Raw genomic sequence first — 23438 nt, 5'->3', positions numbered from 1 at the left:
CATCATGACCCATTACCCCACCCCCGATCACGCGCGGCTCGAAGCCGAAGGCATGTATCGTCCCGACCTGGAATCCGATGCCTGCGGCGTCGGCATGGTCGCGGCGACCGACGGCAAGCCGTCGCGCCGCGTCGTCGAGGCGGCGATCGAAGCCTTGCGGGCGGTCTGGCACCGCGGCGCGGTCGATGCCGACGGCAAGACCGGAGATGGGGCGGGCCTTCATGTCGACCTGCCGGTGCGCTTCTTTGACGACGCGATCGCGGCGTCGGGGCACAAGGTGCGCCCGAACCGGCTGGCCGTCGGGATGGTATTCCTGCCGCGCACCGACCTTGGCGCGCAGGAGGAATGCCGCACGATCGTCGAGGCCGAGATCATCGACGCGGGTTTCACCATCTATGGCTGGCGCCAGGTGCCGGTCGATGTGTCGGTGATCGGCGACAAGGCACAGCGCACCCGCCCCGAAATTGAACAGATCATGATCGCCGGGCCGCTGCCCGACGAAGCCTCGCTCGCCGAGTTCGAAAAGCAGCTCTACCTCGTCCGCCGCCGGATTGAGAAAAAGGTGATCGCGGCGCAGATCGCCGACTTCTACGTGTGCAGCCTGTCGTGCCGCTCGATCATCTACAAGGGGCTGTTCCTCGCCGAGAGCCTCGCCGATTTCTATCCCGACCTGACGAGCAAGCTGTTCGAAAGCCGCGTCGCGATTTTCCACCAGCGTTATTCGACCAACACCTTTCCGCAGTGGTGGCTGGCACAACCGTTCCGCTGCCTCGCGCACAATGGCGAAATCAACACGATCCGCGGCAACAAGAACTGGATGAAAAGCCACGAGATCAAGATGGCGAGCCTCGCCTTCGGCGAGCATTCGGAAGACATCAAGCCGGTGATCCCGGCGGGTGCATCGGACACCGCGGCGCTCGACGCGGTGTTCGAAACCCTGTGCCGCGCCGGCCGCGACGCGCCGACCGCGAAGCTGATCCTGGTCCCCGAGGCGTGGGTCAACGAGCCCGAGATGCCCGACGCGCACAAGGCAATGTACAATTATCTCGCCAGCGTCATGGAGCCGTGGGACGGACCCGCCGCGCTGGCGATGACCGATGGCCGCTGGGCGGTCGCGGGGATGGACCGCAACGCGCTCCGCCCGCTCCGCTACACGCTCACCGCCGACAATCTGCTCGTCGTCGGCTCCGAAAGCGGCATGGTGTTGCTGCCCGAGGCGAGCATCCGCAAGAAGGGCCGCCTTGGCCCGGGTCAGATGATCGCGGTCGATCTCGACGAAGGCACGCTCTACGAGGACCGCGCGATCAAGGACAAGATCGCGGGCGCCGCCGATTATGCCTCGCGCGTGCGCGGTTTCCGCACGATGGCCGACCTGCCAAAAGGCGGCAAGGCGAGCCTGTCCGTTTGGGACCGTCCCGAACTGCTGCGCCGCCAGGTCGCCGCGGGGCTGACCATGGAGGATATGGAACTGATCCTGTCGCCAATGGTCGAGGATGCCAAGGAAGCCATCGGATCGATGGGTGACGACACGCCGCTGGCGGTCATTTCGGACAAGCCGCGCCACGTCGCGCAATTCTTCCGCCAGAATTTCAGCCAGGTCACCAACCCGCCGATCGACAGTCTGCGCGAGCGGCATGTGATGAGCCTCAAGACGCGCTTTGCGAACCTCGCGAACATCCTCGACGAAAAGGGGCAGAGCGACCACGTCCTTGTGATCGATTCCCCCGTGCTGGTCGGCGACGACTGGGATCGGCTGCGCGCCTATTTCGGCGATGCGGTCGCCGACATCGATTGTACTTTCGCGGCGGGCGGCGACGCGTCGACGCTGCGCGAAGCGATCGCCCGCGTCCGCCGCGAGGCCGAGGAAGCGGTGCGTGCAGGACGCAGCGAATTGTTCCTCAGCGACCAGAATATCGGCGAAGGACGCGTCGGCGTCGCGATGGTGCTCGCCGCCGCCGCGGTGCACACGCATCTCGTCCGCAAGGGACTGCGCAGCTATGCGTCGATCAACGTGCGCTCGGCCGAAGTGCTCGACACGCACGCCTTTGCCGTGCTCGTCGGGGTGGGCGCGACGACGGTCCACGCCTATCTGGCCGAAGCCGCGATCGCCGACCGCCATGCGCGCGGGCTGTTCGGCAAGGAGCTGTCGCTGAACGACTGTCACCTGCGTTTCCGCAAGGCGATCGACGACGGGCTCTTGAAGATCCTCGCCAAGATGGGGATCGCGGTAATCTCCTCCTATCGCGGCGGCTATAATTTCGAAGCGGTGGGCCTCTCCCGCGCGCTGGTCAACGACCTCTTCCCCGGCATGCCCGCGAAGATTTCGGGCGAAGGCTATCAATCGCTGTTCATCAACGCGACCGAGAAGCATGAGGCCGCGTTCGACAAGCGCGTCACCACGCTGCCCATCGGCGGTTTCTACCGCCAGCGCGCGGGCGGCGAGACGCACGCCTATTCGGCGCAGCTGATGCATCTGCTGCAAACCGCGGTCGCGACCGACAGTTACTCGACCTATCTGCAATTTTCGCGCGGCGTCGCCGACCTGCCGCCCGTCTATCTGCGCGACCTGATGGAGTTCAACTATCCGGCGCAGGGCGTTGCGCTCGACAGCGTCGAGGCGATCACCGAAATCCGCAAACGCTTCGTTACCCCCGGCATGTCGCTCGGCGCGCTTTCCCCCGAAGCCCACGAGACGCTGGCGATCGCGATGAACCGCATCGGCGCGAAAGCCGTGTCGGGCGAAGGCGGCGAAGCGAGCGAACGCTATCAGCCCTATGCCAATGGCGACAATGCCAACAGCAACATCAAGCAGATCGCGAGCGGCCGTTTCGGCGTCACCGCCGAATATCTCGGCGCCTGCGACGAGATCGAGATCAAGGTCGCGCAGGGCGCCAAGCCCGGCGAGGGCGGCCAGCTTCCGGGCTTCAAGGTCACCGAGTTCATCGCGCGGCTGCGCCATGCAACGCCCGGCGTGACACTGATCAGCCCGCCGCCGCACCACGACATCTATTCGATCGAGGATCTGGCGCAGCTCATCTATGACCTCAAGCAGATCAACCCGAAGGCGCGTGTGTGCGTCAAGCTCGTCAGCTCGGCGGGCATCGGCACGGTGGCTGCGGGCGTTGCCAAAGCCCATGCCGACGTCATCCTTGTCGCTGGCAATACCGGCGGCACCGGCGCCAGCCCGCAAACCAGCGTCAAATATGCCGGCACCCCGTGGGAAATGGGGCTCAGCGAAGTCAATCAGGTGCTGACGCTCAACGGTCTGCGCCACCGCATCCGCCTCCGCACCGACGGCGGGCTCAAGACCGGGCGCGACATCGTGATCGCTGCCATTTTGGGCGCCGAGGAATATGGCATCGGCACGCTGAGTCTCGTCGCGATGGGGTGCATCATGGTGCGCCAGTGCCATTCGAACACCTGCCCCGTTGGCGTCTGCACGCAGGACGAAAAGCTGCGCCAGAAGTTCACGGGGTCGCCGGAAAAGGTCATCAACCTGATGACCTTCATCGCCGAAGAGGTGCGCGAAATCCTCGCCAAGCTCGGCTGCCGCAGCCTCGACGAGGTGATCGGGCGGACCGAATTGCTGCGACAGGTCAGCCGCGGCGCCGAGCATCTCGATGACCTCGATTTGAACCCGATCCTCGCCAAGGTCGACGCGCCCGACGATCAGCGCCGCTCGCAAGGACCAAGCTTCCGCAATCCGGTGCCCGACAGCCTCGACGCACAGATTTTGAACGACGCGAAGCCCTTGTTCGAGCGCGGCGAGCGGATGCAGCTGACCTATAATGTCCGCAACACCCACCGCGCGGTCGGTACGCGCCTGTCGGCCGAGGTGACCGCCCGCTTCGGGATGAACGGGCTTGCTGACAATCATGTCCAGGTCCGCCTCCGCGGCACCGCGGGCCAGTCCTTGGGCGCCTTCCTGTGCAGCGGCATCACGCTCGAAGTCTTCGGCGACGCCAATGATTATGTCGGCAAGGGTCTGTCGGGCGGCCGCATCGTCGTGCGCCCGACGGTGTCGAGCCCGCTGGTCAGCCAGCATAACAGCATCGTCGGCAACACCGTCCTTTATGGCGCGACCTCGGGCACGCTGCTCGCCGCGGGTCAGGCGGGCGAGCGTTTCGCGGTCCGCAATTCGGGCGCGAAGGTCGTCGTCGAGGGCTGCGGCGCGAATGGCTGCGAATATATGACCGGCGGCACCGCGGTGATCCTCGGCCCCGTCGGGTCGAACTTTGGCGCCGGGATGACCGGCGGCATGGCGTTCATCCTCGACACCGATGGCCGGTTCGAGAGCCGCGCCAACGACGAGTCGATCGTCTGGCAACGCATCGGCAGCGCGCATTGGGAGGCCTTGGTCCGCGAACTGGTCGAAGATCATGCGCAGGCCACCGGCAGCAAATGGTCGAGCGAGATCCTCGCCGACTGGGACCGCTGGAAGGGCCAGTTCTGGCAGGTGTGTCCAAAGGAGATGCTGTCGCGTCTTGCGCATCCGCTGAGTGATGCTGAGGCCGAGGTGGTTGCGGCAGAGTAATTCCTCCCTGTCGCGTAGCGATGGGGAGGGGGACCGCCCGCGAAGCGGGTGGTGGAGGGGCCGCACCGGCAGCGCCATGGCCCCTCCGTCAGCGCTTCGCGCTGCCACCTCCCCATGGCTGCGCCACAGGGAGGATCGTTTACCGCGTCGTTGCCGCGGTTCATCGCAAGCCTCACTCGCGTTCACCGGGGCGAAAGCGTCGATCCGCTACGGACGCCGCTTCGATGAACCATACGTCCTTCGAAAGGATGGAATCATGCCCCGCCTCGCCCTGATCGCCCTTCCCCTCCTCGCGCTCGCCGCGCCGCTGCCCGCTGCCGCTGCCGCTGCCGATGGCCAAATGCGCGATGCCGTTGCGACGCTGAACGACCCCGCTACGCAGGACCGGATGGCCGACACGATCACCGCGATCGTCGGCGCGCTGATGCAGATACCCGTCGGCCCACTCGCTGAGGCGGTCGCGCGCGTCGATCCCGATTCCGACGCCGCCTATATCCCGCGCGACGCGACGCTGGGCGAGGTCGCGGGCCGCGACCCCGATTATGCCGACCGGATGGGCGCCGATGTGCGCGCCACGACCCGGATGGCGGGACAGGCCGCCGCGGCGCTGGCGGTTTACGCCCCCGTGCTCAAGGATATGGCGCGCGATATGGCCGCGCAGTGGGAACGCGAACGCGAAGCGGCGCGCCGTTAACGTCTCCTTTTTCGTCATCCCGGCGAAGGCCGGGATCTCGCCGGTGCGTTCCGACGAGAGCGAGAGACCCCGGCCTTCGCCGGGATGACGAAACTACGGATAAGTCCCGCATCGGGCGTTGCGCGCGGCGCCCCGCTGCCGCTATGCCGAAACCATGTGGCAACTCTATCAATTCCCGCTCTGTCCCTTTTCGCGCAAGGTTCGCCTGCTACTGGGCGAAAAGGGCGTCGGTTATGAATTGGTGCGCGAATCGCCGTGGGAACGCCGCGACGAATTCATCGACCTCAATCCGGCGGGGCGCACCCCGGTTATGGTGGATCAGGCGCGCGGCCAGGTACTGATCGACAGCATGGCGATCGCCGAATATTTCGAGGAAACTGTCGAAGGCAAGGCGATGATCAACGGCACCGCGGCGAACCGCGCCGAGATCCGCCGGCTGACCGCATGGTTCGACCATGACTTCTATTATGAAGTCACCGGCCCCTTGCTGTTCGAACGGATGCAAAAGCGCATCGTCCACCGCCAGCCTCCCGATGGCGGCGCGCTGCGCGAGGCGATGAAGGCGGCGAACAACCATCTCGACTATGTCGACTATCTGATCGATCACCGCACTTGGCTGGCGGGCGCAACGATGAGCCTCGCCGACCTGACCGCGGCGGCGCATATCTCGGTCGCCGACTATCTCGGCGGGATCGACTGGACCGGACACGAGCAAACCAAGGGCTGGTATTCAGGGCTGAAATCGCGCCCGAGCTTCCGCCCGCTGCTGGCCGAGCGGATGGAGATCGTGACGCCGCCGAAATATTATGAGGATGTCGACTTTTAAACGTCGCCCCCGCGAAGGCGGGGGCCGCAGTCGGCTTGTCACTACGTCGCTGCTTTAGGTTGCCAACGGCCCCCGCCTTCGCGGGGGCGACGCTTCGGCATCTCCCGCTCTGTCCGTCATCCCGGCGAAGGCCGGGATCTCGCCGGTGCGGCAGGACGAGAGGGTGAGATCCCGGCCTTCGCCGGGATGACGATGTTGCTTCGGCTGGGGCTCAGCAGCTTTTGTATTTCCAGTTCCGATCCTTGCCCTCGGCGACCTGTGCGACGATCGTTTCGATGCGTTTGACCCGCGTTTCCTCGCGCTTCGCCTCGAGCACCCATTCGATATAGTCGCGGCGCTTGCCGGGCGAGAAGGCGTCCCAATGCCCTTGTGCCGTGGGATTGACCTTGAGCGCAGCGCCTAGATCGTCGGGCAGGTCGAGCGCCGCCTTTCGTTTCGGCGCCGCGCGTTTGGGCTTGCCCTCGGCGCACAGCGCCGCGGCCTTCCGGATATAGTCGGCCATCGCCTCGTCGCCCGGCAGGTCGGCCAGCGACGCGAGCCGCCCCATGCTGCCTATCGCCCCGGTGTCACGCGGCGAGCCGGTGACATCCTCGTCGCGCCAGAAACCAAAGGTCGCATGTTCCTTGAACGCCGCCATGCCGGCCAGATTCTGTCCGTTCAGCACAAAATGCGGGACGCCCCATTTGAGCGTCTCTTCCACGCCCGGCGCATGGCTATGTAACAGTTCGCGCAAATGGGTCAGGATCGGCTGCGCAAAGGGTTGCGCCTTCGCGATATAGGCGTCGACGCGGGGGTCGCGGCTTACGCCGGCCACCTTGCCGCGACCAGATAGTTGAGCGCCTCGCTGCCGCCGAGCTTGAAGCCCTTGGCTGCTGACGGCGACAGGCCGGTGCGGTCGATCACCTCAAGCCCCGCGCTTTCGAGCAGGTTGGTCAGTTCCTCGGGCTTCAGAAACTGGTCCCAGTCGTGCGTCCCGCGCGGCACCGCACCGACGCGCTCGGCCGCCTCGACGAGCAGCAGTTTCGACAGCATCGTGCGATTCGGGGTCGACAGGATCATCAGCCCGCCGGGTCCGAGCCGACCCGCAAGTTCGCCGATGAAGGCGGCGGGATCGGTGACATGCTCGACGACCTCCATCGAGGTGACGAGGTCGAAAGTCGCGGGCGGCAGCGCGGCGAGTTCGCCGGCAAAATAGCTGATCGCCAGCCCCTGCCCCGCCGCATGACCCCGCGCCGCGGCGATATTCTCGGGCGCCGCATCGACGCCCGTCACCTGCGCGCCCATCCGCGCGAGCGGTTCGGCGAGGAGTCCCGCGCCGCAACCGACGTCGAGCGCGCTGCGCCCCGCAAGCGGGTGACGTTCACGCGCATCGACGTGCCAATGCGCATCGATCTGGTCGCGGATATAGGCGAGGCGGACCGGATTGAGCTTGTGCAGCATCGCCGACGAACCGTGCGGGTCCCACCAGTCGGCGGCAAGCGCGCCGAAATGGGCGGCTTCATTCGGATTGATCGTCGCGGCGCTCATGCCTCGCGATGTGGCACTCCGCCTTCCGCGGCGCAAGAAATTCTATCGCGCGCATAGGTTCTCATGCTTGCCATTGCACCTCCCCTTCCGTAACGACGCGAGCGCCGCGGAAATGCTTGGAAAAGTCGCGGTTGAAACCGGTTCAGGAAAGCGGGGCGAGATGGCGCGGATCGTGATGAAATTCGGGGGCACGTCGATGGCGGGCACCGAGCGGATTCGCACCGTGGCGAAACTCGTCGCGCGCGAAGTAGCGAACGGTAACCAGGTCGCGGTCGTCGTCTCGGCCATGGCAGGCGAAACCGACCGGCTCGTCAATTTCTGCCGCGAGGCCAATCCGCGCTACGACCCCGCCGAATATGACGTCGTCGTCGCGGCGGGCGAGCAGATCACCTCGGGCCTGCTCGCGCTGACCTTGCAGGCGATGGGCACCCCCGCGCGCAGCTGGCTCGGCTGGCAGCTCCCGATCCGCACCGAGGAAGCGCACGCGCGCGCGCGCATCGCCGACATCGACACCGGCGCGCTCGGCGCCGCGATGGCGCGCGGTGAGGTCGCAGTGATTCCGGGCTTTCAGGGGCTGATGGACGACGGCCGCGTTTCGACGCTCGGCCGCGGCGGATCGGACACGAGTGCCGTGGCGGTTGCGGCGGCGCTGAAGGCCGACCGCTGCGACATCTACACCGATGTCGACGGCGTCTATACCACCGACCCGCGCATCGTCGCGCGCGCGCGCAAGCTCGATTATGTGACCTATGAAGAAATGCTCGAACTCGCGAGCGTCGGTGCCAAGGTGCTGCAAACCCGCTCGGTCGGGCTGGCGATGAAAGAGGGCGTGCGCGTGCAGGTGCTCTCGAGTTTCGTCGAAGGCGACGAGGCTCCCAAAAAAGGCACGATGATCGTCAGCGACGAGGAAATAGAGGAACATCAGATGGAACGGCAGCTGATCACCGGCATCGCCCACGACAAGAATGAAGCGAAGATCATTGTCACGCGCGTCCCCGACAAGCCGGGCGCGGTGGCCAACATCTTTGGTCCGCTCGCCGCGGCCGGGATCAACGTCGATATGATCATCCAGAACGTCGGCCGCGACAAGGGCGAGACCGACGTGACCTTCACCGTTCCCGCCACTGACTTGCTGCGCTCGATCGACTTGCTCGAGGGCGCGAAGGAAAAGATCGGTTTCAACCGCATCATCAGCGACGACAAGGTCGCCAAGATCAGCGTCGTCGGCGTCGGCATGAAGAGCCACGCGGGGGTCGCGAGCACGATGTTCCGCGCGCTTGCGGATAGAGGGATCAACATCCAGGCGATCTCGACCAGCGAGATCAAGGTCAGCGTGCTGATCGACGAGGATGAAACGGAGCTTGCGGTGCGCGTGCTGCACACGGCCTATGGGCTGGATGCTGACTGACCCCTTCTCGCGGCGAGCCAGTTCTCAGCGTCGAAAACCCTTTTCCGTCATCCCGGCGAAGGCCGGGATCTCACCCTATCGGATTGCCGCACTGGCGAGATCCCGGCCTTCGCCGGGATGACGATGAGGTCGAGGAAGATCATATCCCAGCGGGCGCAGACTCGCCGTCCACTCGCCGCAGCCGGGCCTTCATTACAAAATGCACCACCGCGACATGGATCGCGAACAGCCCGAATTTCGATGCCAGCGGAAAAACGCCGATGAACAGCGGCCACCAGGCGGTGAAGAAAATCGCGATGATCAGGTTTAACCCTGCGCTCGCAAACATCATCGCCGACCAGATCATGCCGAACCGCTCCATCACATCGCCGACCAACGCCAGTTGCTCGGGCGGGATGTAGCGATTGAGCCAGCCTTTGCGCAGCATCACGCTGCCGACGATCAGATAGACGATCGTCGGCTTCGCCATCACAAAGCGCGGGTCGCCGGTAAAGAGCGTCGCGGCCGCAGCGAAGAGTACCGATGCCAGGCTGATCCATTGCAGCGCCGCAACCTTGCGCCCGCGCACCAGTTCATAGCCGACGACCGCCAGCGCAACCGCCGTGCCGGCCACCGTCGCAACCAGGATCCCCGCCCCGGTCGCCAGCAGCACCGCAAAAAGGATGACACCCAGCGAATCGAAGAGCATCGGGCCGATCGCGTAGAGCAAAGTTCGCATGCCGCATCCTCTTGTCGCGAATCAAATGTTTTCGCCGTAAACATTGATCGACGAGACCGATGCGGTCAAGTATAAATTTACGCTGTTAACATGGGCGGCACGCCATGTACCGGTATGATTAGGTTCTCGATCGAAACCCAATTTCTGTGGTAGCCCCAAGCACCCACTTTGGAGGTGTTCGTTATGAAATCGGCGGTCAAAGCAGCCTTTGCCAGCGAAATGGCGTCCGCCCGATCAGCCGAAGCGGCAGGCGACTTTGCCCTCGCTGCCCGGCATCTGGAACGCGCCCATATCCTGGGCCAGCGCTGGTATGTGACCCATATCCGAACGCATTATCATATGTTGCGGCTTGCCCTGAAACGGTCGGACGCGAAAGAGGCGCGCGGTCAGCTTGTCCGGTTGATCGGCGCGGGCCCCTTTCACCTCGCGGGTTGGGTGCCCGTCGGCAACACCGGCGGCGCCGACGTATCCGCCACCCGGCCGATGCCGATACCGGCGGACCTGCAATCCCATCTTGAAGGCCATTCGCTCCGCAATGGCTTGATCCTGCGCGGCTTTTTGCTCGCGGCGATTGTCGCGGCCTATCTGATCTATCGGTAAGGAACGCGCTGCCGGGGCTCTGACGCCCGCCGACGCCAGCACGCAAGCCCTGTTGCCACACCAAAGAAAAGACCCGCCCCCAGGCCCATGTCCCCGGGGGCGGGTCCGCGACCCGTCGTCTGTGCGGCTGGTGCCGATCAGGCGAGGTCGAACCGGTCGGCGTTCATCACCTTCGTCCACGCCTTGACGAAGTCCTTGACGAACTTTTCGCCATTGTCGGACTGCGCATAAACCTCGGCGACCGCGCGCAGCTCTGAATTCGAGCCGAACACCAGGTCGGCCCGCGTCGCGCGCCAGGTTTCGCCGCCGCCCTTGCGGTCGGTGGCGACAAATTCCTGGTCATCCGACCCGTCGACCGCCTTCCAGACGTTGGTCATGTCGAGCAGGTTGACGAAGAAGTCGTTGGTGAGCTGTCCCGACCGCTTGGTGAAGTGGCCGTGTCCACGCTCGCCATGATTGGCGCCCAGCACGCGCAGGCCCCCGATCAGGACGGTCATTTCGGGGACCGACAGGCCGAGCAGCGACGCGCGGTCCAGCATCATTTCCTCGGTCTTCACCGCGAGCTTCTTCTTGCCCAGATAGTTGCGGAAGGCGTCGGCTTCGGGCTCCATCACGTCGAAGCTGGCCGCATCGGTCTGTTCCGCGGTCGCATCGCCGCGCCCGCCGGTGAACGGCACCGCGACGTTGAAGCCGGCATCCTTGATCGCCTTTTCCAGCCCGACGACGCCGCCCAGCACGATCGCGTCGGCGATCGACAGATTGCCGCGCAGCCCGTCGAGCGTGCTCAGCACCTTGGCCAGCAGCGCGGGTTCGTTGACTTCCCAGTCCTTTTGCGGCGCGAGGCGCACGCGCGCGCCATTGGCGCCGCCGCGATGGTCGGACTTGCGATAGGTGCTGGCCGAGGCCCAGGCCGTCTTGATCAGCTCGCTGACGGTCAGGCCGCTCGCGGCGATCTTTTCCTTCACCGCCGCCACTTCGGCGTCCGACGGCATCGTGCCGGCGGGGATCGGATCCTGCCAGATCAGGTCTTCGGCGGGAACTTCGGGGCCAAGGTAGCGGACCTTGGGACCCATGTCGCGGTGGCACAGTTTGAACCAGGCGCGCGCGAAAGCATCCTTGAACGCTTCATGGTCGCTCCGGAACTTCTCGCTGATTACGCGGAATTCCGGATCCATCTTGAGCGCCATGTCGGCGGTCGTCATCATCGTCGGAACCTTGACGTTGGGATCCCAGGCGGCCGGGGCCATATCCTCCGGCTTCTGGTTGATCGGCTGCCACTGCTGCGCACCCGCGGGCGAGTGGACGAGCTCATAGTCATAATCGAGCAGCAGGCGGAAATAATTTTCCGACCATTCGGTGGGAGTATTGACCCACGACCCTTCGATGCCGCTCGTCACCGCATGCTCGCCGATGCCGCCGCTCTCATGGCTGCTGACCCAGCCGAAGCCCTGCGCCGCCAAGTCGCCGCCCGCAGGGGCAGCGCCGAGCAGCGACGCGTCGCCATTGCCATGCGCCTTGCCAAAGGTGTGGCCGCCCGCGGTCAGCGCGACGGTTTCCTCATGGTTCATCGCCATGCGCTCGAAGGTTTCCTTCATGTCGCGCGCCGACAGCAAGGGATCAGGATTGCCGCCCGGGCCTTCGGGGTTGACGTAGATCAGGCCCATCTGGATCGCGGCCAGCGGCCCTTCGATCGCGTCCATGCCCTTGTCGGGGTCGATGCGCGTCTGGACGCCCTCGTTGACCCACTTGTCTTCGCTGCCCCAATAGATGTCGCGTTCGGGCTCGAACACGTCGGCACGGCCGCCGCCGAAGCCGAACACCGGCCCGCCCATGCTCTCGATCGCGACGTTGCCGGTCAGGATGAACAGATCGGCCCAGCTGATCTTGTTGCCATATTTCTGCTTGATCGGCCAAAGCAGACGGCGCGCCTTGTCGAGATTGCCATTGTCGGGCCAGCTGTCGAGCGGCGCGAAACGCTGCTGCCCGCTGTTGGCGCCGCCACGACCGTCGGCGGTGCGATAGGTGCCCGCGGCGTGCCACGCCATGCGGATGAAGAAGGGACCATAATGACCATAGTCGGCGGGCCACCACGGCTGGCTGTCGGTCATCAGCGCGGTCAGGTCGGCCTTCAACGCGTCATAGTCGAGCAGCGCGAACGCCTTCGAATAATCGAAATCGTCGCCCATCGGGTTCGACGCGCCGTTCGGGGTCAGGACTTCGGTCGCCAGCATGTCGGGCCGCCAGTCCTTGTTGGTGCGACCGAGCAGCGAACGTACGCCGCCGGGTTGGTGAACCGGGCATCCGCCGCTGATGGGGGTCTGGTCGTTCATACAGTCTCTCCTTTGGGGGTTCTCGTTGGATAAGGGTGGCGCGGCAGGATGACCGGCGCATGACGCGCGGGCGACCGGGGGGTCACCGCAGGCGCATCGATGCTGGCTGATCGCGAGTCGATTGGGTCGTCCTTTCGCCTTTGGATGGAAAGGATAGGACGGCCTCTTCCATCGACATAACCGAATAAGCTGAATTCAGTCATTGAACGAACCGATTACAGAGCGGCGGGTTGCGGCAATGAAATGACTTGGTCGCGCTGCTGCCACGCCCCGACGTAAGCGCGCCGAGGTCGCGCAACATTACGCAGGAACAGCGGGTTGGCATGATGTCACCCGCATCATGGTGTGACGAAATGGAGAGAGAAAGTGGCCAACCAAAACCCCAACGAGCAGCAGCAACGCGACGAAGAACAACGCCGCAAGCAGCAGCAACAGCAGGATGGCGGCCAGGATCGCCAGCAAGGCGGCCAGCGTTCCGATCAGGACCGCGGCAACCAGCAGCAGCGCTGATCGATCAGCCCGCACGAAAAGGGGGCGCTCCTCGCGGAACGCCCCCTTCTCTGTGTCCGGCGAATGGGCCGGGTCAGAAATTGAACTTGACCGTTCCGCCCCAGGTCCGCGGATCGCCCGGCTGGCCCGCAATCAGTCCGACATTGCCCGGCGCCACCTGCAGCGTTTCGATATAATCGACGTCAAAGGCGTTGCGGACCCAACCGAAAATATCGAACCCGTCAGCGCGAAACCCGACGCGGAAATTGGTCAGCGCATAGCCCTTTACGTCCGTGTAGATCGACGGCGACGCGTTCGAATTCCAGCGCGAGCGATAATTGCCGTCGACGCCGAGATAGAGCTGACCGTCCTTCGCGAGCAGCGTGGCGGGGATGTTGGTTTCCGCGCCATAGGAAAACGCCCATTTGGATACGCCGGGCAGGTCGGCGCCCGAAATGTCGCACTGGCGCGGGCTGAGCGCGCCGGGGATCCCTGGCTGCGAATAATCGGGCGCCGCATTGGCAGGCTGGAACGTCCCGCCGGACAGTTCGGGCGGGCACGGCGCGTTGGTGAACGATTTGTATTTCGCATCGGTATAGGCGCCATTCGCATAGGCCGTGAACCGGTCGCTGGTACGGATCTTGAAGTCTGCCTCGATACCCTGCGACACCACTTTTTCGGCGTTCGCCAGATAGCCGCGCACCGTCCCGAACTGACCGCCGTTCACGGTCGCCTGGAAATTCTTGATCTCGGTGCGGAAGGCGGTGAGGTTGAAGGTCGCGAGACGGTTCAGGAACTGCGTCTTGAGCCCGATTTCGAAATGATTGACCGATTCCGGCTTCACAGTGCTGGCACTCAGCACCGGCTGGTTGTTTGTATCGAGCGGCAAGCCATTCTGGTTGATCCCGACGGTCTTGAAGCTTTTGGCGTAAGTGGCGTAGGCCAGCACGTCGGGCGCGAGCTTGTAGTTTATGTTGAGGTCATAGCTGAAATTCCAGTCGCTGACCGACGGCTCGGTCAGCTGCGGCTGGTAAACCCCGCACTGTGCGGTGAGCACCGCATTGCCCGCCGTCGCCGCAGGCGCGCAACTGGCAATCACCTGCCCCGCACCCGTGGTCACCACGCGCTGATAAAAGCCCTGCTTCTTGTCATAATTGATGCGGATGCCCGGCTGGATCGTCAGTTCGGGGGTCAGTTTGTAACTCACCTGCCCATAGAGGGCCGCGCTGTCGGCTTTCAAAAACTGGGTGTTGCTGGCGGTCAGGCCGTTCAGCACCTCGGGCCGGTTATAGATATTGTTGGGGTCGGTCGACGGCGCGAGGCTGTAACGTGTCGCGTCGATACCCTGCTGCTCGGTGCCCTGCGTATCGATACGCTGCTTGAACCCGAACAGACCGACGACGAAATCGACCCGGTCGCCCTCGTAATTGTAGCGGAATTCCTGGCTGTACTGGTCTTGCTGCGACGGATTTTGCGACCGCGCCACGACCGAAGCGCCGGTGAAATCGCGGTCATTCTCCGGTAACCAGTCCCAGAAGCGCCACGCCGTGATCGACGTCAACGTCCCCGGCCCGACGTCCCATTTGACGCGCAGCGACGCGCCGCCAATCTTGTTGCCGGCATTCAGGCTGGCATCGATGTCGGTCAGCCGGTCGTACACATTGCGGCTGGGAACCGTGTAATTATAGCCGGGGTTGGGGGCCTGGAGCCGCGCGATGATCGCGTCATACTGCCGGTTCAGCGCCCGCTGCGTCGGCCCGACGCGGACGAAGGCGGTGCCGCAGCATTCGGGATCCTGCTTGCTGTAATCGGCAGCCAGCGTGATCGACAAATCGTCGTTCGGCTGGAACAGCAGCTGGCCGCGCAGGCCCAGATTGTCCTGTTCGTTGATCCAGCGATCGGTGCGCGTGTTGAACAAAGTGCCGCGGCGGCTGGTCGCGGCGATCGCGATGCGCGCGGCGATCGTGTCGGTCAGCGGCCCCGACACGGCGGCTTTTGCCTGCCGGTAGTTGAGATTGCCGACGCTGACCTCCGCGCGCCCCTCAAAATCGAAGGTCGGCTGGTTGGTCGTGATGTTGATCGCGCCCGCGGTGGTATTCTTGCCATAGAGCGTCCCCTGCGGCCCGCGCAGCACCTCGACCTGATCAACATCGAGAAAGTCGAAAGTCGCGGCGGCAACGCGCGAATTATAGACGTCGTCGACATAGATGCCGACGCCCTGTTCGAACCCGTCGCTGGTGAGGCCGTACGGCACGCCGATGCCGCGAATATTGACCGACGTGTTGCGCGGGTTGGTGGTATAAACCTGAAGCGTCGGGGCGAGCTGTTGCAGCTTCACGACGTTGAAGTTGCCCGTCGCCTCGATCGAATCGCCGCGAATGACCGAAATCGCGACCGGCACTTCCTGCGCGGTTTCCTGACGGCGGCGCGCTGTGACGATGATGATGTCGCCGCGGCTGACGTCATCGTCGATCTGCGCGGTGGCCGGCGCGCCCTCTTCCGCGCCATTGGCTGCGGACACCTCCTCAGCCGCGGCGGGCGTGGCGCCGATGGCCAGAAGAAGCGATATGGTGAGCGACGAGGCCTGCGCGCGGCGGCGGGCGGACGGGTATTTTGCGGTCATGACAATTTCCTGTTGCAAAGAAATTGCCACATCCGGTGGTCCGGTCTGCGGCAGGATGAGGGGAGAGCCCCCTTGGGAGATTTTGAAAGTTCAGTTGGGGTAGCGGTGCCGTTCGGTCACATCGACCTGCACCAGACGACCTTCGTGAACGGTCAGCTGGATGGCACCAAATTTCAGTTTCTGAAGCGCATCGAGCACGGTCTGCACCGCGCGAGGCGTCTGTTCGGATCCGTCTTTGTCGGTCTCCGTGGATGAACGCATGAATAATCCTTTCCCTGATGGATTCGCCGCCCAAGCATATGCCAAGTGTTTTAGTTGACAATGATTGATTTGCTTTCTGCGCCGAAAGGTTCGGTTGCTGCGCCAAACGGATTCCAGCACACGACGGGCCGATTGCCCCGTGGCCGCTAGGGATTGCGCGCGAGTCCCAGTGCTGGCAAAGGCAACCTCAATGAGCAAAATGAACGAACTGATGGCGCGCGGGATCGACCTGCTCGGCAGCGATTATGCCATCCTCTGCGGCGCGATGAGCTGGGTTTCCGAACGCCATCTGGTCAGCGCCATCAGCAACGCGGGCGGCTTTGGGGTGATTGCGTGCGGCGCGATGACGCCCGAACTGCTCGACACCGAAATCGCCGCAACCAAGGCGCTGGCAACGCGGAACTTCGGCGTCAACCTGATCACCATGCACCCGCAATTGTTCGACCTGATCGACGTTTGCGCCAAGCATGGCGTCGGCCATGTCGTGCTGGCGGGCGGCCTGCCGCCCAAGGGCAGCCTGGAGGCGATCAAGGCGTCGGGCGCCAAGGTCATCTGCTTTGCGCCGACATTGGCGCTCGCCAAGAAGCTGGTCCGATCGGGCGTCGACGCGCTGGTGATCGAGGGCATGGAGGCCGGCGGCCATATCGGCCCGGTGTCGACCAGCGTGCTGGCACAGGAAATCCTGCCGACGCTGGCGGACGAGGTGCCGATCTTTGTCGCCGGGGGCATCGGCCGCGGCGAAGCGATCGCCGCCTATCTGGAAATGGGCGCCTCGGGCGTCCAGCTCGGCACCCGCTTCGTGTGCGCGACCGAGAGCATTGCCCATCCCAATTTCAAGAAGGCGTTTATCCGCGCATCGGCGCGCGAAGCGGTCGCGAGCGTCCAGATCGATCCGCGCCTGCCCGTCATCCCGGTCCGCGCGCTGAAAAACGCCGGCACGGAAGCCTTCACCGCCAAGCAGCGCGAGGTCGCCAACAAGCTGGACGCGGGCGAAGTCGACATGATGCAGGCGCAACTGGAAATCGAGCATTATTGGGCGGGCGCGCTGCGCCGCGCGGTGATCGACGGCGATGTCGAAAATGGTTCGTTAATGGCAGGGCAATCTGTCGGTATGGTATCCCAAGAAGAGAGTGTGGCGGAAATCGTCGCATCTCTGGTGCAACAGGCCGAAGCCGCGTTGCACGCCCGGGGTTGACGCCGCATGGTATCGCGGTTGGGGAGTGGAACATGAATATGTCGCGGAAGATTATCGTCGCAGCTTTGCTCGCGAGCGTTGCTGCTTGTACGAAAGCGCCGCCTCCGCCGCCCCCGCCGCCGCCCCCGCCGCCAGTGGTCGTGGTGGTTCCGCCGCGGCCGCTGCCGCCGGGCAATGCGTCGGTGACCCAGATTCTCCCCGGTCGCGGCATCGACGGCAGGTTTGTCACGGCAAACAGCAATGTCACCGGCGACCGCGCCTTCTGGCAGCTTAAGATCGGGCTGAACGTCGCCGCCATCGGTTGCCGCGGCCTCGAGGAAACGACGCTGGTGTCGGCCTATAACAACATCATCAAGACGCATGGCAAGATCATCCGCTCGAGCGAAAAAAATGTGATCACCCAGCTCGGCAAAGAAACCAAAACCAACGGCACCGCCGCGCGCGATCGGCTGTCGACGCAGCTGTTCAACTATTTTGCCCAGCCCCCCGCACAGCGCGCATTCTGCGCCCGCGCCAATGAAATCGCACAGCTGGTTTCGTCGACCCCGACCGCGCAGGTGATCGAACAGTCGCCGGCGCATCTGGTGCGGCTCGATCAGCCATTCCATGACTTTTACGAGGCCTATGCGCGTTACCAGTCGGACGTCGCGGCGTGGGACGCCAAATATGCGCCGCCGCCGCCGATCATGAGCGCCCCGGCACCGCTGACGCCCGTCGGCTCGACGACGACGATGACGCCGGTCGGGACCGCTACGCCGCGGCCTGCATCGACCGGCACCAACTGACGCAGGCTTGGCAGACGCCAAGAATAGTTTTGCCGCGTCGGCGCGCGGGGGTCATGGCGCTCGGCGCATCCATCTGTTAGCAGGGGGCGAATGACCAACGCCCCGCCTCCGCCTTCGTCCGCTGCCCAGTCGGCCCGCACCATCCTGACGCGGCTGCACGAGGTCATGGCATCGCGCGCCAACGCGCAGGGCAAGCTCAACCAGGTCGTCGGGATCATCGGCGAATGCCTCGATAGCGAGGTTTGCTCGATCTATCTGCTGCGCGACGGCGCGCTCGAACTTTACGCCACCCGCGGCCTGAAACAGGAAGCGGTGCACGTCACCCGGCTGGGGCTCGGCGAAGGGCTCGTCGGTACGATCGCCGAGCAGATCGAAACGCTGAACCTGGACGAGGCCGCGGCGCATCCCGACTTTTCGTACCGTCCCGAAACCGGCGAAGAATTGTTCCACAGCTTTGCCGGGGTGCCGATCATCCGCCGCGAACGCGCGGTCGGCGTCCTCTGCGTCCAGCACGCCGACCCGCGCCGCTATGCCGATATCGAGATCGAGACGTTGCAGACGGTGGCGATGGTGCTGTCCGAACTGATCACCAACGCCGACCTTGTTGACACCGCCGCGCGCATCGACGCCGCTGCCGCTGACCAGTCGGCGCAGCGGCTCAACGGCCAAAAATTGGTCGACGGCATGGGCGCCGGGGTCGCGGTGTTCCATCAGCCGCGGATCACGATCGAACATACCGTCGCCGAAGATACCGAGGCCGAGCGCCACCGCGTCTATGCCGCGTTCGACAAGATGCGCGAACAGATCGACCGCATGGCGAGCCAGGCCGATTTCGGGGTCGGCGGCGAGCATGAAGAGGTCATCGAGACCTACAAGATGTTCGCTTATGACGAAGGCTGGTCACGGCGCATCAACGAAGCGATCGACAGCGGCCTGACCGCCGAAGCCGCGATCGAGCGCGTCCAGCAACGCACCCGGATGCGGATGCGCCAGATCGACGATCCGCTGCTGCGCGACCGGATGCACGACCTGGAGGATCTGTCGAACCGGCTGATCCGCATCGTGTCGGGGCAGATGGGTACCGCCGCGCAAATGGGCCTGCGCCAGGATTCGATCCTGATCGCGCGCAACCTTGGTCCCGCCGAATTGCTCGAATATGACCGCCGCCGCCTGAAAGGCGTGGTACTCGAAGAAGGCTCGTTGACCGCCCACGTCATCATCGTGGCGCGCGCGATGGGCGTTCCCGTCATCGGCCGCGTCAGCGACGTGCGCGCCTCGATCCGTGAGGGCGATTTGTTGCTGCTCGATGCCGCGGCGGGCGCGCTGCACGTCCGTCCGACACAGGCGGTCCAGGATGCCTTCGACGCCAAGCTGGTAATTTCGCAGAAGCGCCGCGCCAACCTTGCCTCGCTGCGCGACCTGCCGGCCGTCACCAAGGACGGGGTCGCAATCGAATTGATGATCAATGCGGGCCTGCGCGAAGATGTCGCCGCGCTCGACCTGACCGGCGCGCGCGGTATCGGGCTGTTTCGCACCGAATTCCAGTTCCTGGTGTCGGCGACCCTGCCCTCGCGCGACCGCCAGCAGCGCCTCTATCGCGACGTGCTGGACGCCGCGGGCGACCGTCCGGTGATCTTTCGCACCGTCGATATCGGCGGCGACAAGGCGCTGCCTTACATGAATGTGGGCGACGGCGCGCTCGAGGAAAATCCGGCGATGGGCTGGCGCGCGCTGCGCCTCGCACTCGAACGCGAAGGGCTGCTCAAGGTTCAGGCGCGGGCGCTCATGGAGGCGGCCGCCGGACGCACGCTGAACGTCATGTTCCCCATGGTGTCCGAACCGTGGGAATATGAAGCCGCGCGCAACCTGTTCGTCGGGCAGCGGGCGTGGCTGGCGCAGCACAACAAGAAACTTCCGGTCGCGATCCGCTATGGCGCGATGCTCGAGGTGCCGGGACTGCTCGAAACGCTCGACCTGATGCTGCCGCACCTCGATTTCCTGTCGGTCGGGACGAACGACCTCACCCAGTTCCTGTTCGCCGCCGACCGCGCGCACCCGCGCCTCGCCGAGCGTTACGACTGGTTGTCGCCGATCGTCATGCGCTATCTGGCGCGCGTCGTCCGCACGGTATCGGGATCGAAGGTCGCGCTTGGCGTGTGCGGCGAGATGGGCGGACGCCCGCTCGAAGCCATGGCGCTGCTCGGCGTCGGTATCGAACGCCTGTCGATCACCCCCGCCGGGGTCGGCCCGGTCAAGGCGATGATCCGCTCGCTCGACCTCGCCGCGCTCCGCGCCGACATGCCGGCGATCCTGGCTCAACCCTCATCCAACCCGCGCGGCCAGTATCAGGCATGGGCCGAAGCGCATCAGGTCGATCTGGGGGATTGACGCGCGAGGTAATTGCGCCACTGGCGATGTTTATGTTATGTTCTCCCAACTAAGTCAGGGAGACGATAATGAGCGATTCGAGCCCCCGCGCCACCGGCCAATGCCATTGCGGTGCGATCCGTTATTCGATGACCACCACCGTCCAGCATCACGCGCTGTGCCATTGCAGCGATTGCCGCCGTCACGCGGGGGCGCCGATGGTCGGATGGGCGCTGGTCGGGCAGGACGAGATCGAGATCAGCGGGACGCCCAAAATCTATGCGTCGTCCGAACATGGGCGCCGCCATTTCTGCGGCGAATGCGGCACCGGGCTGTTCTACACCAGCGAGGCGATTTTCCCGGGCCAGATCGACGTCCAGACGGCGACGCTCGACGATCCCGGCCTGATCCCGGCGCAGGTGCAGATCCAGACCGCCGAACGCATCGGCTGGATGGAAAAGCTGGACAGCCTGCCCGCTTTCGAGCGTTATCCGCCGTTCGAATAAAGGTCAGCGCGCATCCTCAGCACGCATCATCGGCGCAGCTATGGCGGACTTGCGCGCCCGACCGCATCACCCCTCGCTTCGTGTTCGGCGCTGTTCGTCCCACCAGGCGATGCGCTCCGCGATCCGCTTTTCAAACCCGCGATCGGTCGGCTGGTAATAGGTTTGCGCGCCCATGCCCTCGGGCCAGTAATCGGCGCCTGAAAAGCCGTCGGGAGCGTCATGGTCATAGGCATAGCCCGCGCCATAGCCGAGATCCTTCATCAGCTTGGTCGGGGCGTTGAGGATATTTGCGGGCGGCGCGAGCGATCCGGTATCGCGCGCCGACGCAAAGGCCGCCTTTTGCGCCGCATAGGCGGCGTTCGATTTGGGCGCGGTAGCGAGATAGAGGCAGGCTTGCACGATCGCGAGTTCGCCCTCGGGCGAGCCGAGAAACTGAAAGGCGTCCTTTGCGGCAAGGCATTGCACCAGCGCCTGCGGATCGGCGAGGCCGACGTCCTCGCTCGCGAAGCGCACCAGCCGCCGCAGCACATAGAGCGGCTCCTCGCCCGCCACCAGCATCCGCGCCAGATAGTATAGCGACGCCTGCGGGTCGGAACCGCGCAGCGCCTTGTGCAGCGCCGAGATCAGATTGTAGTGGCCGTCGCGGTCTTTGTCGTAAACCGGCATGCGGCGATGCAGAAACTGCGCCAGCTCGCTTGGCCCCAGCGGCTCGGGGATCGCGGCGGCGAACAAAGTCTCGACCTGGTTGAGCAGGAAGCGTCCGTCGCCGTCGGCGCTCGCGACCAGCGCAGCCTTCGCCTCGTCGGCAACCGGCAGTGCGCGCCCGACGTCGGCCTCCGCGCGCGCGACCAGCAAGCCAAGCGCATCTTCGCCCAGCCGGTTCAGCACCAGCACCTGCGCGCGCGACAGCAGCGCGGCGTTCAAGGCAAAGCTGGGGTTCTCGGTCGTCGCGCCGACGAGCACCACCGTACCGCGTTCGACATAGGGCAGGAACCCGTCCTGCTGCGCGCGATTGAACCGGTGAATTTCGTCGACGAAGAGCAGGGTCCGCTTGCCCGCGGCGGCCATTTTTTCGGCATCGGCAAAGGCGGTCCGAAGGTCGGCGACCCCCGAAAAAACCGCCGACAGCGCCGCAAAGCGCATCCCCACCGCCTCGGCCAGCAATCGCGCGATCGTCGTCTTGCCGGTGCCCGGCGGCCCCCACAGGATGATCGACGACAATTGTCCGGCCGCGACCATGCGGCCGATCGTGCCCTCGGGTCCGGTCAGATGTTCCTGCCCGACAACGTCGCCCAGCGTGCGCGGGCGCAACCGCTCGGCGAGCGGCACCGGCCCGACCGCGCTCTCGTCGCGCCGGGCCGGTGTCTCGCCGCCGAACAAATCTCCGGCCATCGGACGCTCAGCCTCCGCGCCGCTGTTTCTGGCGGATCAGCCGCAGATAGGTGTCGGCCACCGCGCGGTTGATTGCGTCCCATTGATAGGCACCGCTTTCGCTCACCGCCGCCGCGCCATGGTCGGCGCGCAGCCGGGGATCGGCGCAATAGCGCTGGAGATGATCGGCAAAGCCGGTGATCGACCCCGGCGCGACGAGGTAGCCCGTCTGGCCATGCTTGACGATGCTGGCGCTGCCCGTGGCGCGCGCGGCGACGACGGGAAGCCCGCACGCCATTGCCTCGAGCGTCACATTACCAAAGGTTTCGGTGACCGACGGATTGAAGAAAATGTCGCACGAAGCCAGCGCCTGCGCGAGATTCTCGCCGCCCTGAAAGCCGACGAAGCTGGCGTTCGGCAGTCGCGATTCGAACCATTCGCCCGCCGGTCCCTCGCCGATTACGACGACCTTGTGCGGCACCCCGCGCCGCGCCAGCACGTCGATGCTGTCGGCAAACACGTCGAGCCCTTTTTCCATCACCAGTCGGCCAAGGAAAGCGATCACCGGGACATCATCGTCGATGCCAAGCCCGCGGCGCCATTCCATGTCGCGGCGCATGGGATTGAACACATCCTGTTCGACCCCGCGGGTCCAGATACCGATGTCGTAATTCATCCGCTGGTCGCGCAGCACCTGCGCAAAGCTTTCCGACGGTGCGATCAGCGCATCGCATTTGCGGTAGAGCTTGCGCAGCCAGGCGACGATCACGGGTTCGAGGAACGACAGATTATAGTATCGGAAATAGGTTTCAAAGCGCGTGTGAACCGAACAGGCGACGGGCAGCTTGCGGCGGCGCGCCCACGCCGCGGCCTGCCGCGAAACGCGGTCGGGGCTGGAGATATGGAGGATATTGGGTGCAAATTCGGCGATGTCTTGCCGGACGCGCGACGAAAAGGTCACCGGAATGCGATATTCGCTGCGCCCCGGAATCGCAAAGGACGGCACGCTGACCAGATCGCCGGTCGGCGCGAAATCGGGGTTGGCGACGGTCGGCGAATAGACGCGCACCGCCGCGCCCTGCGCAAGCAGATAGCCGACAAGGCGGTTCAGCGCCTTGTTCGCACCATCGACGGTCATATTGTAATTGCCGCTGAACAGCGCGATGCGAAGGTCGGAAACTTCCATCCGGCCTCGCCTAATCCT

At 64.7% G+C, this 23438-nt stretch carries 18 protein-coding genes; 10 read left to right on the top strand and 8 right to left on the bottom strand.

The window, feature by feature from the left end; translation table 11 throughout:
- The first annotated feature begins 4 nt into the window (after positions 1–4).
- From gltB to G9408_RS00690, 3 genes are all read left to right on the top strand, one after another.
- Positions 5–4534, top strand: a complete 4530-nt coding sequence (gltB, locus tag G9408_RS00700) for a glutamate synthase large subunit (protein WP_168452269.1) — start codon at positions 5–7, stop codon at positions 4532–4534.
- Positions 4535–4790: 256 nt separating this feature from the next.
- Positions 4791–5228, top strand: coding sequence for a hypothetical protein (locus G9408_RS00695; protein WP_168452268.1), 438 nt, complete (start codon positions 4791–4793; stop codon positions 5226–5228).
- Between the two features lie 154 nt (positions 5229–5382).
- Positions 5383–6054 carry a glutathione S-transferase family protein gene (locus tag G9408_RS00690; protein ID WP_120218272.1) on the top strand — a complete coding sequence of 224 codons (672 nt, stop codon included), beginning with the start codon at positions 5383–5385 and terminating at the stop codon, positions 6052–6054.
- Between the two features lie 211 nt (positions 6055–6265).
- Here G9408_RS00690 and G9408_RS16670 read toward each other — a convergent pair whose 3' ends face one another.
- Together G9408_RS16670 and ubiG are read right to left on the bottom strand one after the other, a co-directional pair.
- On the bottom strand, positions 6266–6868 hold the full coding sequence (locus G9408_RS16670; protein ID WP_168452267.1) for a YdeI/OmpD-associated family protein: 603 nt from the start codon (positions 6866–6868) through the stop codon (positions 6266–6268).
- A complete protein-coding gene (gene ubiG / locus G9408_RS00680; protein ID WP_168452266.1) occupies positions 6856–7581 on the bottom strand; it encodes a bifunctional 2-polyprenyl-6-hydroxyphenol methylase/3-demethylubiquinol 3-O-methyltransferase UbiG in 726 nt (241 codons plus the stop codon). Before ubiG ends, G9408_RS16670 begins: the two co-directional genes overlap by 13 nt.
- 160 nt (positions 7582–7741) lie before the next feature.
- Here ubiG and G9408_RS00675 point away from each other — a divergent pair, with 160 nt between their 5' ends.
- The gene (locus G9408_RS00675) at positions 7742–8989 is read left to right on the top strand and encodes an aspartate kinase (protein WP_168452265.1); all 1248 of its coding nucleotides are present in this window, start codon (positions 7742–7744) and stop codon (positions 8987–8989) included.
- Positions 8990–9128: 139 nt separating this feature from the next.
- On the opposite strand, the gene G9408_RS00670 is transcribed toward G9408_RS00675, so the two are convergent.
- Complete coding sequence (locus tag G9408_RS00670) at positions 9129–9707, bottom strand: inner membrane-spanning protein YciB (protein ID WP_168452264.1); 579 nt, start codon at positions 9705–9707, stop codon at positions 9129–9131.
- 183 nt (positions 9708–9890) lie between these two features.
- On the opposite strand from G9408_RS00670, the gene G9408_RS00665 reads away from it, so the two are divergent.
- Positions 9891–10307 (top strand): DUF3703 domain-containing protein, encoded by a 417-nt coding sequence (locus G9408_RS00665; protein ID WP_168452263.1) that lies wholly within the window; start codon positions 9891–9893, stop codon positions 10305–10307.
- 137 nt (positions 10308–10444) lie between these two features.
- Here the strand turns inward: G9408_RS00665 and katG are convergent, their stop codons facing one another.
- Positions 10445–12637: a catalase/peroxidase HPI gene (katG, locus tag G9408_RS00660; protein WP_168452262.1), complete on the bottom strand. Its 2193-nt coding sequence runs from the start codon at positions 12635–12637 to the stop codon at positions 10445–10447.
- A 366-nt stretch (positions 12638–13003) separates the two neighbouring features.
- On the opposite strand from katG, the gene G9408_RS00655 reads away from it, so the two are divergent.
- Complete coding sequence (locus tag G9408_RS00655) at positions 13004–13147, top strand: hypothetical protein (RefSeq protein ID WP_168452261.1); 144 nt, start codon at positions 13004–13006, stop codon at positions 13145–13147.
- 73 nt (positions 13148–13220) lie between these two features.
- Here the strand turns inward: G9408_RS00655 and G9408_RS00650 are convergent, their stop codons facing one another.
- Both G9408_RS00650 and G9408_RS00645 read right to left on the bottom strand, forming a co-directional pair.
- The gene (locus G9408_RS00650) at positions 13221–15749 is read right to left on the bottom strand and encodes a TonB-dependent receptor (RefSeq protein WP_168452260.1); all 2529 of its coding nucleotides are present in this window, start codon (positions 15747–15749) and stop codon (positions 13221–13223) included.
- A gap of 90 nt (positions 15750–15839) precedes the next feature.
- Entirely contained in the window at positions 15840–16010 is a 171-nt protein-coding gene (locus tag G9408_RS00645) for a YezD family protein (RefSeq protein ID WP_137871070.1), read from the bottom strand.
- Positions 16011–16200: 190 nt separating this feature from the next.
- Between G9408_RS00645 and G9408_RS00640 the strand changes: the two genes are divergently transcribed.
- The 4 genes from G9408_RS00640 to G9408_RS00625 all read left to right on the top strand — a co-directional run bounded on the left by G9408_RS00640 (position 16201) and on the right by G9408_RS00625 (position 20863).
- Positions 16201–17205: an NAD(P)H-dependent flavin oxidoreductase gene (locus G9408_RS00640; RefSeq protein WP_168452259.1), complete on the top strand. Its 1005-nt coding sequence runs from the start codon at positions 16201–16203 to the stop codon at positions 17203–17205.
- A gap of 38 nt (positions 17206–17243) precedes the next feature.
- Positions 17244–17990, top strand: a complete 747-nt coding sequence (locus tag G9408_RS00635; RefSeq protein WP_235957426.1) for a hypothetical protein — start codon at positions 17244–17246, stop codon at positions 17988–17990.
- A gap of 90 nt (positions 17991–18080) precedes the next feature.
- Positions 18081–20378: a phosphoenolpyruvate--protein phosphotransferase gene (gene ptsP, locus G9408_RS00630; protein ID WP_137871577.1), complete on the top strand. Its 2298-nt coding sequence runs from the start codon at positions 18081–18083 to the stop codon at positions 20376–20378.
- 68 nt (positions 20379–20446) lie between these two features.
- A complete protein-coding gene (locus tag G9408_RS00625; RefSeq protein ID WP_168452258.1) occupies positions 20447–20863 on the top strand; it encodes a GFA family protein in 417 nt (138 codons plus the stop codon).
- Positions 20864–20929: 66 nt separating this feature from the next.
- Here the strand turns inward: G9408_RS00625 and G9408_RS00620 are convergent, their stop codons facing one another.
- On the bottom strand, positions 20930–22255 hold the full coding sequence (locus G9408_RS00620) for a replication-associated recombination protein A (RefSeq protein ID WP_168452257.1): 1326 nt from the start codon (positions 22253–22255) through the stop codon (positions 20930–20932).
- A gap of 7 nt (positions 22256–22262) precedes the next feature.
- Positions 22263–23420, bottom strand: a complete 1158-nt coding sequence (locus G9408_RS00615; protein ID WP_168452256.1) for a glycosyltransferase family 4 protein — start codon at positions 23418–23420, stop codon at positions 22263–22265.
- Between the last annotated feature and the right edge of the window lie 18 nt (positions 23421–23438).

It is taken from the genome of Sphingopyxis microcysteis (assembly GCF_012274265.1).
In the GTDB taxonomy this organism is placed as follows: Bacteria; Pseudomonadota; Alphaproteobacteria; order Sphingomonadales; family Sphingomonadaceae; genus Sphingopyxis; species Sphingopyxis microcysteis.
Note: the sequence above shows the minus strand (reverse complement) of the source record. Positions and strands in the feature narration are given on the sequence as shown.

Bases quoted from the DNA above. Each gene is read 5' to 3' on its own strand.
- G9408_RS00675 (WP_168452265.1), top strand. From the start codon at position 7,742: ATGGCGCGGATCGTGATGAAATTCGGGGGCACGTCGATGGCGGGCACC.
- G9408_RS00695 (WP_168452268.1), top strand. From the start codon at position 4,791: ATGCCCCGCCTCGCCCTGATCGCCCTTCCCCTCCTCGCGCTCGCCGCG.
- G9408_RS00670 (WP_168452264.1), bottom strand. From the start codon at position 9,707: ATGCGAACTTTGCTCTACGCGATCGGCCCGATGCTCTTCGATTCGCTG.
- ubiG (WP_168452266.1), bottom strand. From the start codon at position 7,581: ATGAGCGCCGCGACGATCAATCCGAATGAAGCCGCCCATTTCGGCGCG.
- G9408_RS00615 (WP_168452256.1), bottom strand. From the start codon at position 23,420: ATGGAAGTTTCCGACCTTCGCATCGCGCTGTTCAGCGGCAATTACAAT.
- G9408_RS00620 (WP_168452257.1), bottom strand. From the start codon at position 22,255: ATGGCCGGAGATTTGTTCGGCGGCGAGACACCGGCCCGGCGCGACGAG.
- katG (WP_168452262.1), bottom strand. From the start codon at position 12,637: ATGAACGACCAGACCCCCATCAGCGGCGGATGCCCGGTTCACCAACCC.
- G9408_RS00665 (WP_168452263.1), top strand. From the start codon at position 9,891: ATGAAATCGGCGGTCAAAGCAGCCTTTGCCAGCGAAATGGCGTCCGCC.
- G9408_RS00640 (WP_168452259.1), top strand. From the start codon at position 16,201: ATGAGCAAAATGAACGAACTGATGGCGCGCGGGATCGACCTGCTCGGC.
- G9408_RS00635 (WP_235957426.1), top strand. From the start codon at position 17,244: ATGTCGCGGAAGATTATCGTCGCAGCTTTGCTCGCGAGCGTTGCTGCT.
- G9408_RS00645 (WP_137871070.1), bottom strand. From the start codon at position 16,010: ATGCGTTCATCCACGGAGACCGACAAAGACGGATCCGAACAGACGCCT.
- G9408_RS00650 (WP_168452260.1), bottom strand. From the start codon at position 15,749: ATGACCGCAAAATACCCGTCCGCCCGCCGCCGCGCGCAGGCCTCGTCG.
- G9408_RS00690 (WP_120218272.1), top strand. From the start codon at position 5,383: ATGTGGCAACTCTATCAATTCCCGCTCTGTCCCTTTTCGCGCAAGGTT.
- G9408_RS00625 (WP_168452258.1), top strand. From the start codon at position 20,447: ATGAGCGATTCGAGCCCCCGCGCCACCGGCCAATGCCATTGCGGTGCG.
- ptsP (WP_137871577.1), top strand. From the start codon at position 18,081: ATGACCAACGCCCCGCCTCCGCCTTCGTCCGCTGCCCAGTCGGCCCGC.
- gltB (WP_168452269.1), top strand. From the start codon at position 5: ATGACCCATTACCCCACCCCCGATCACGCGCGGCTCGAAGCCGAAGGC.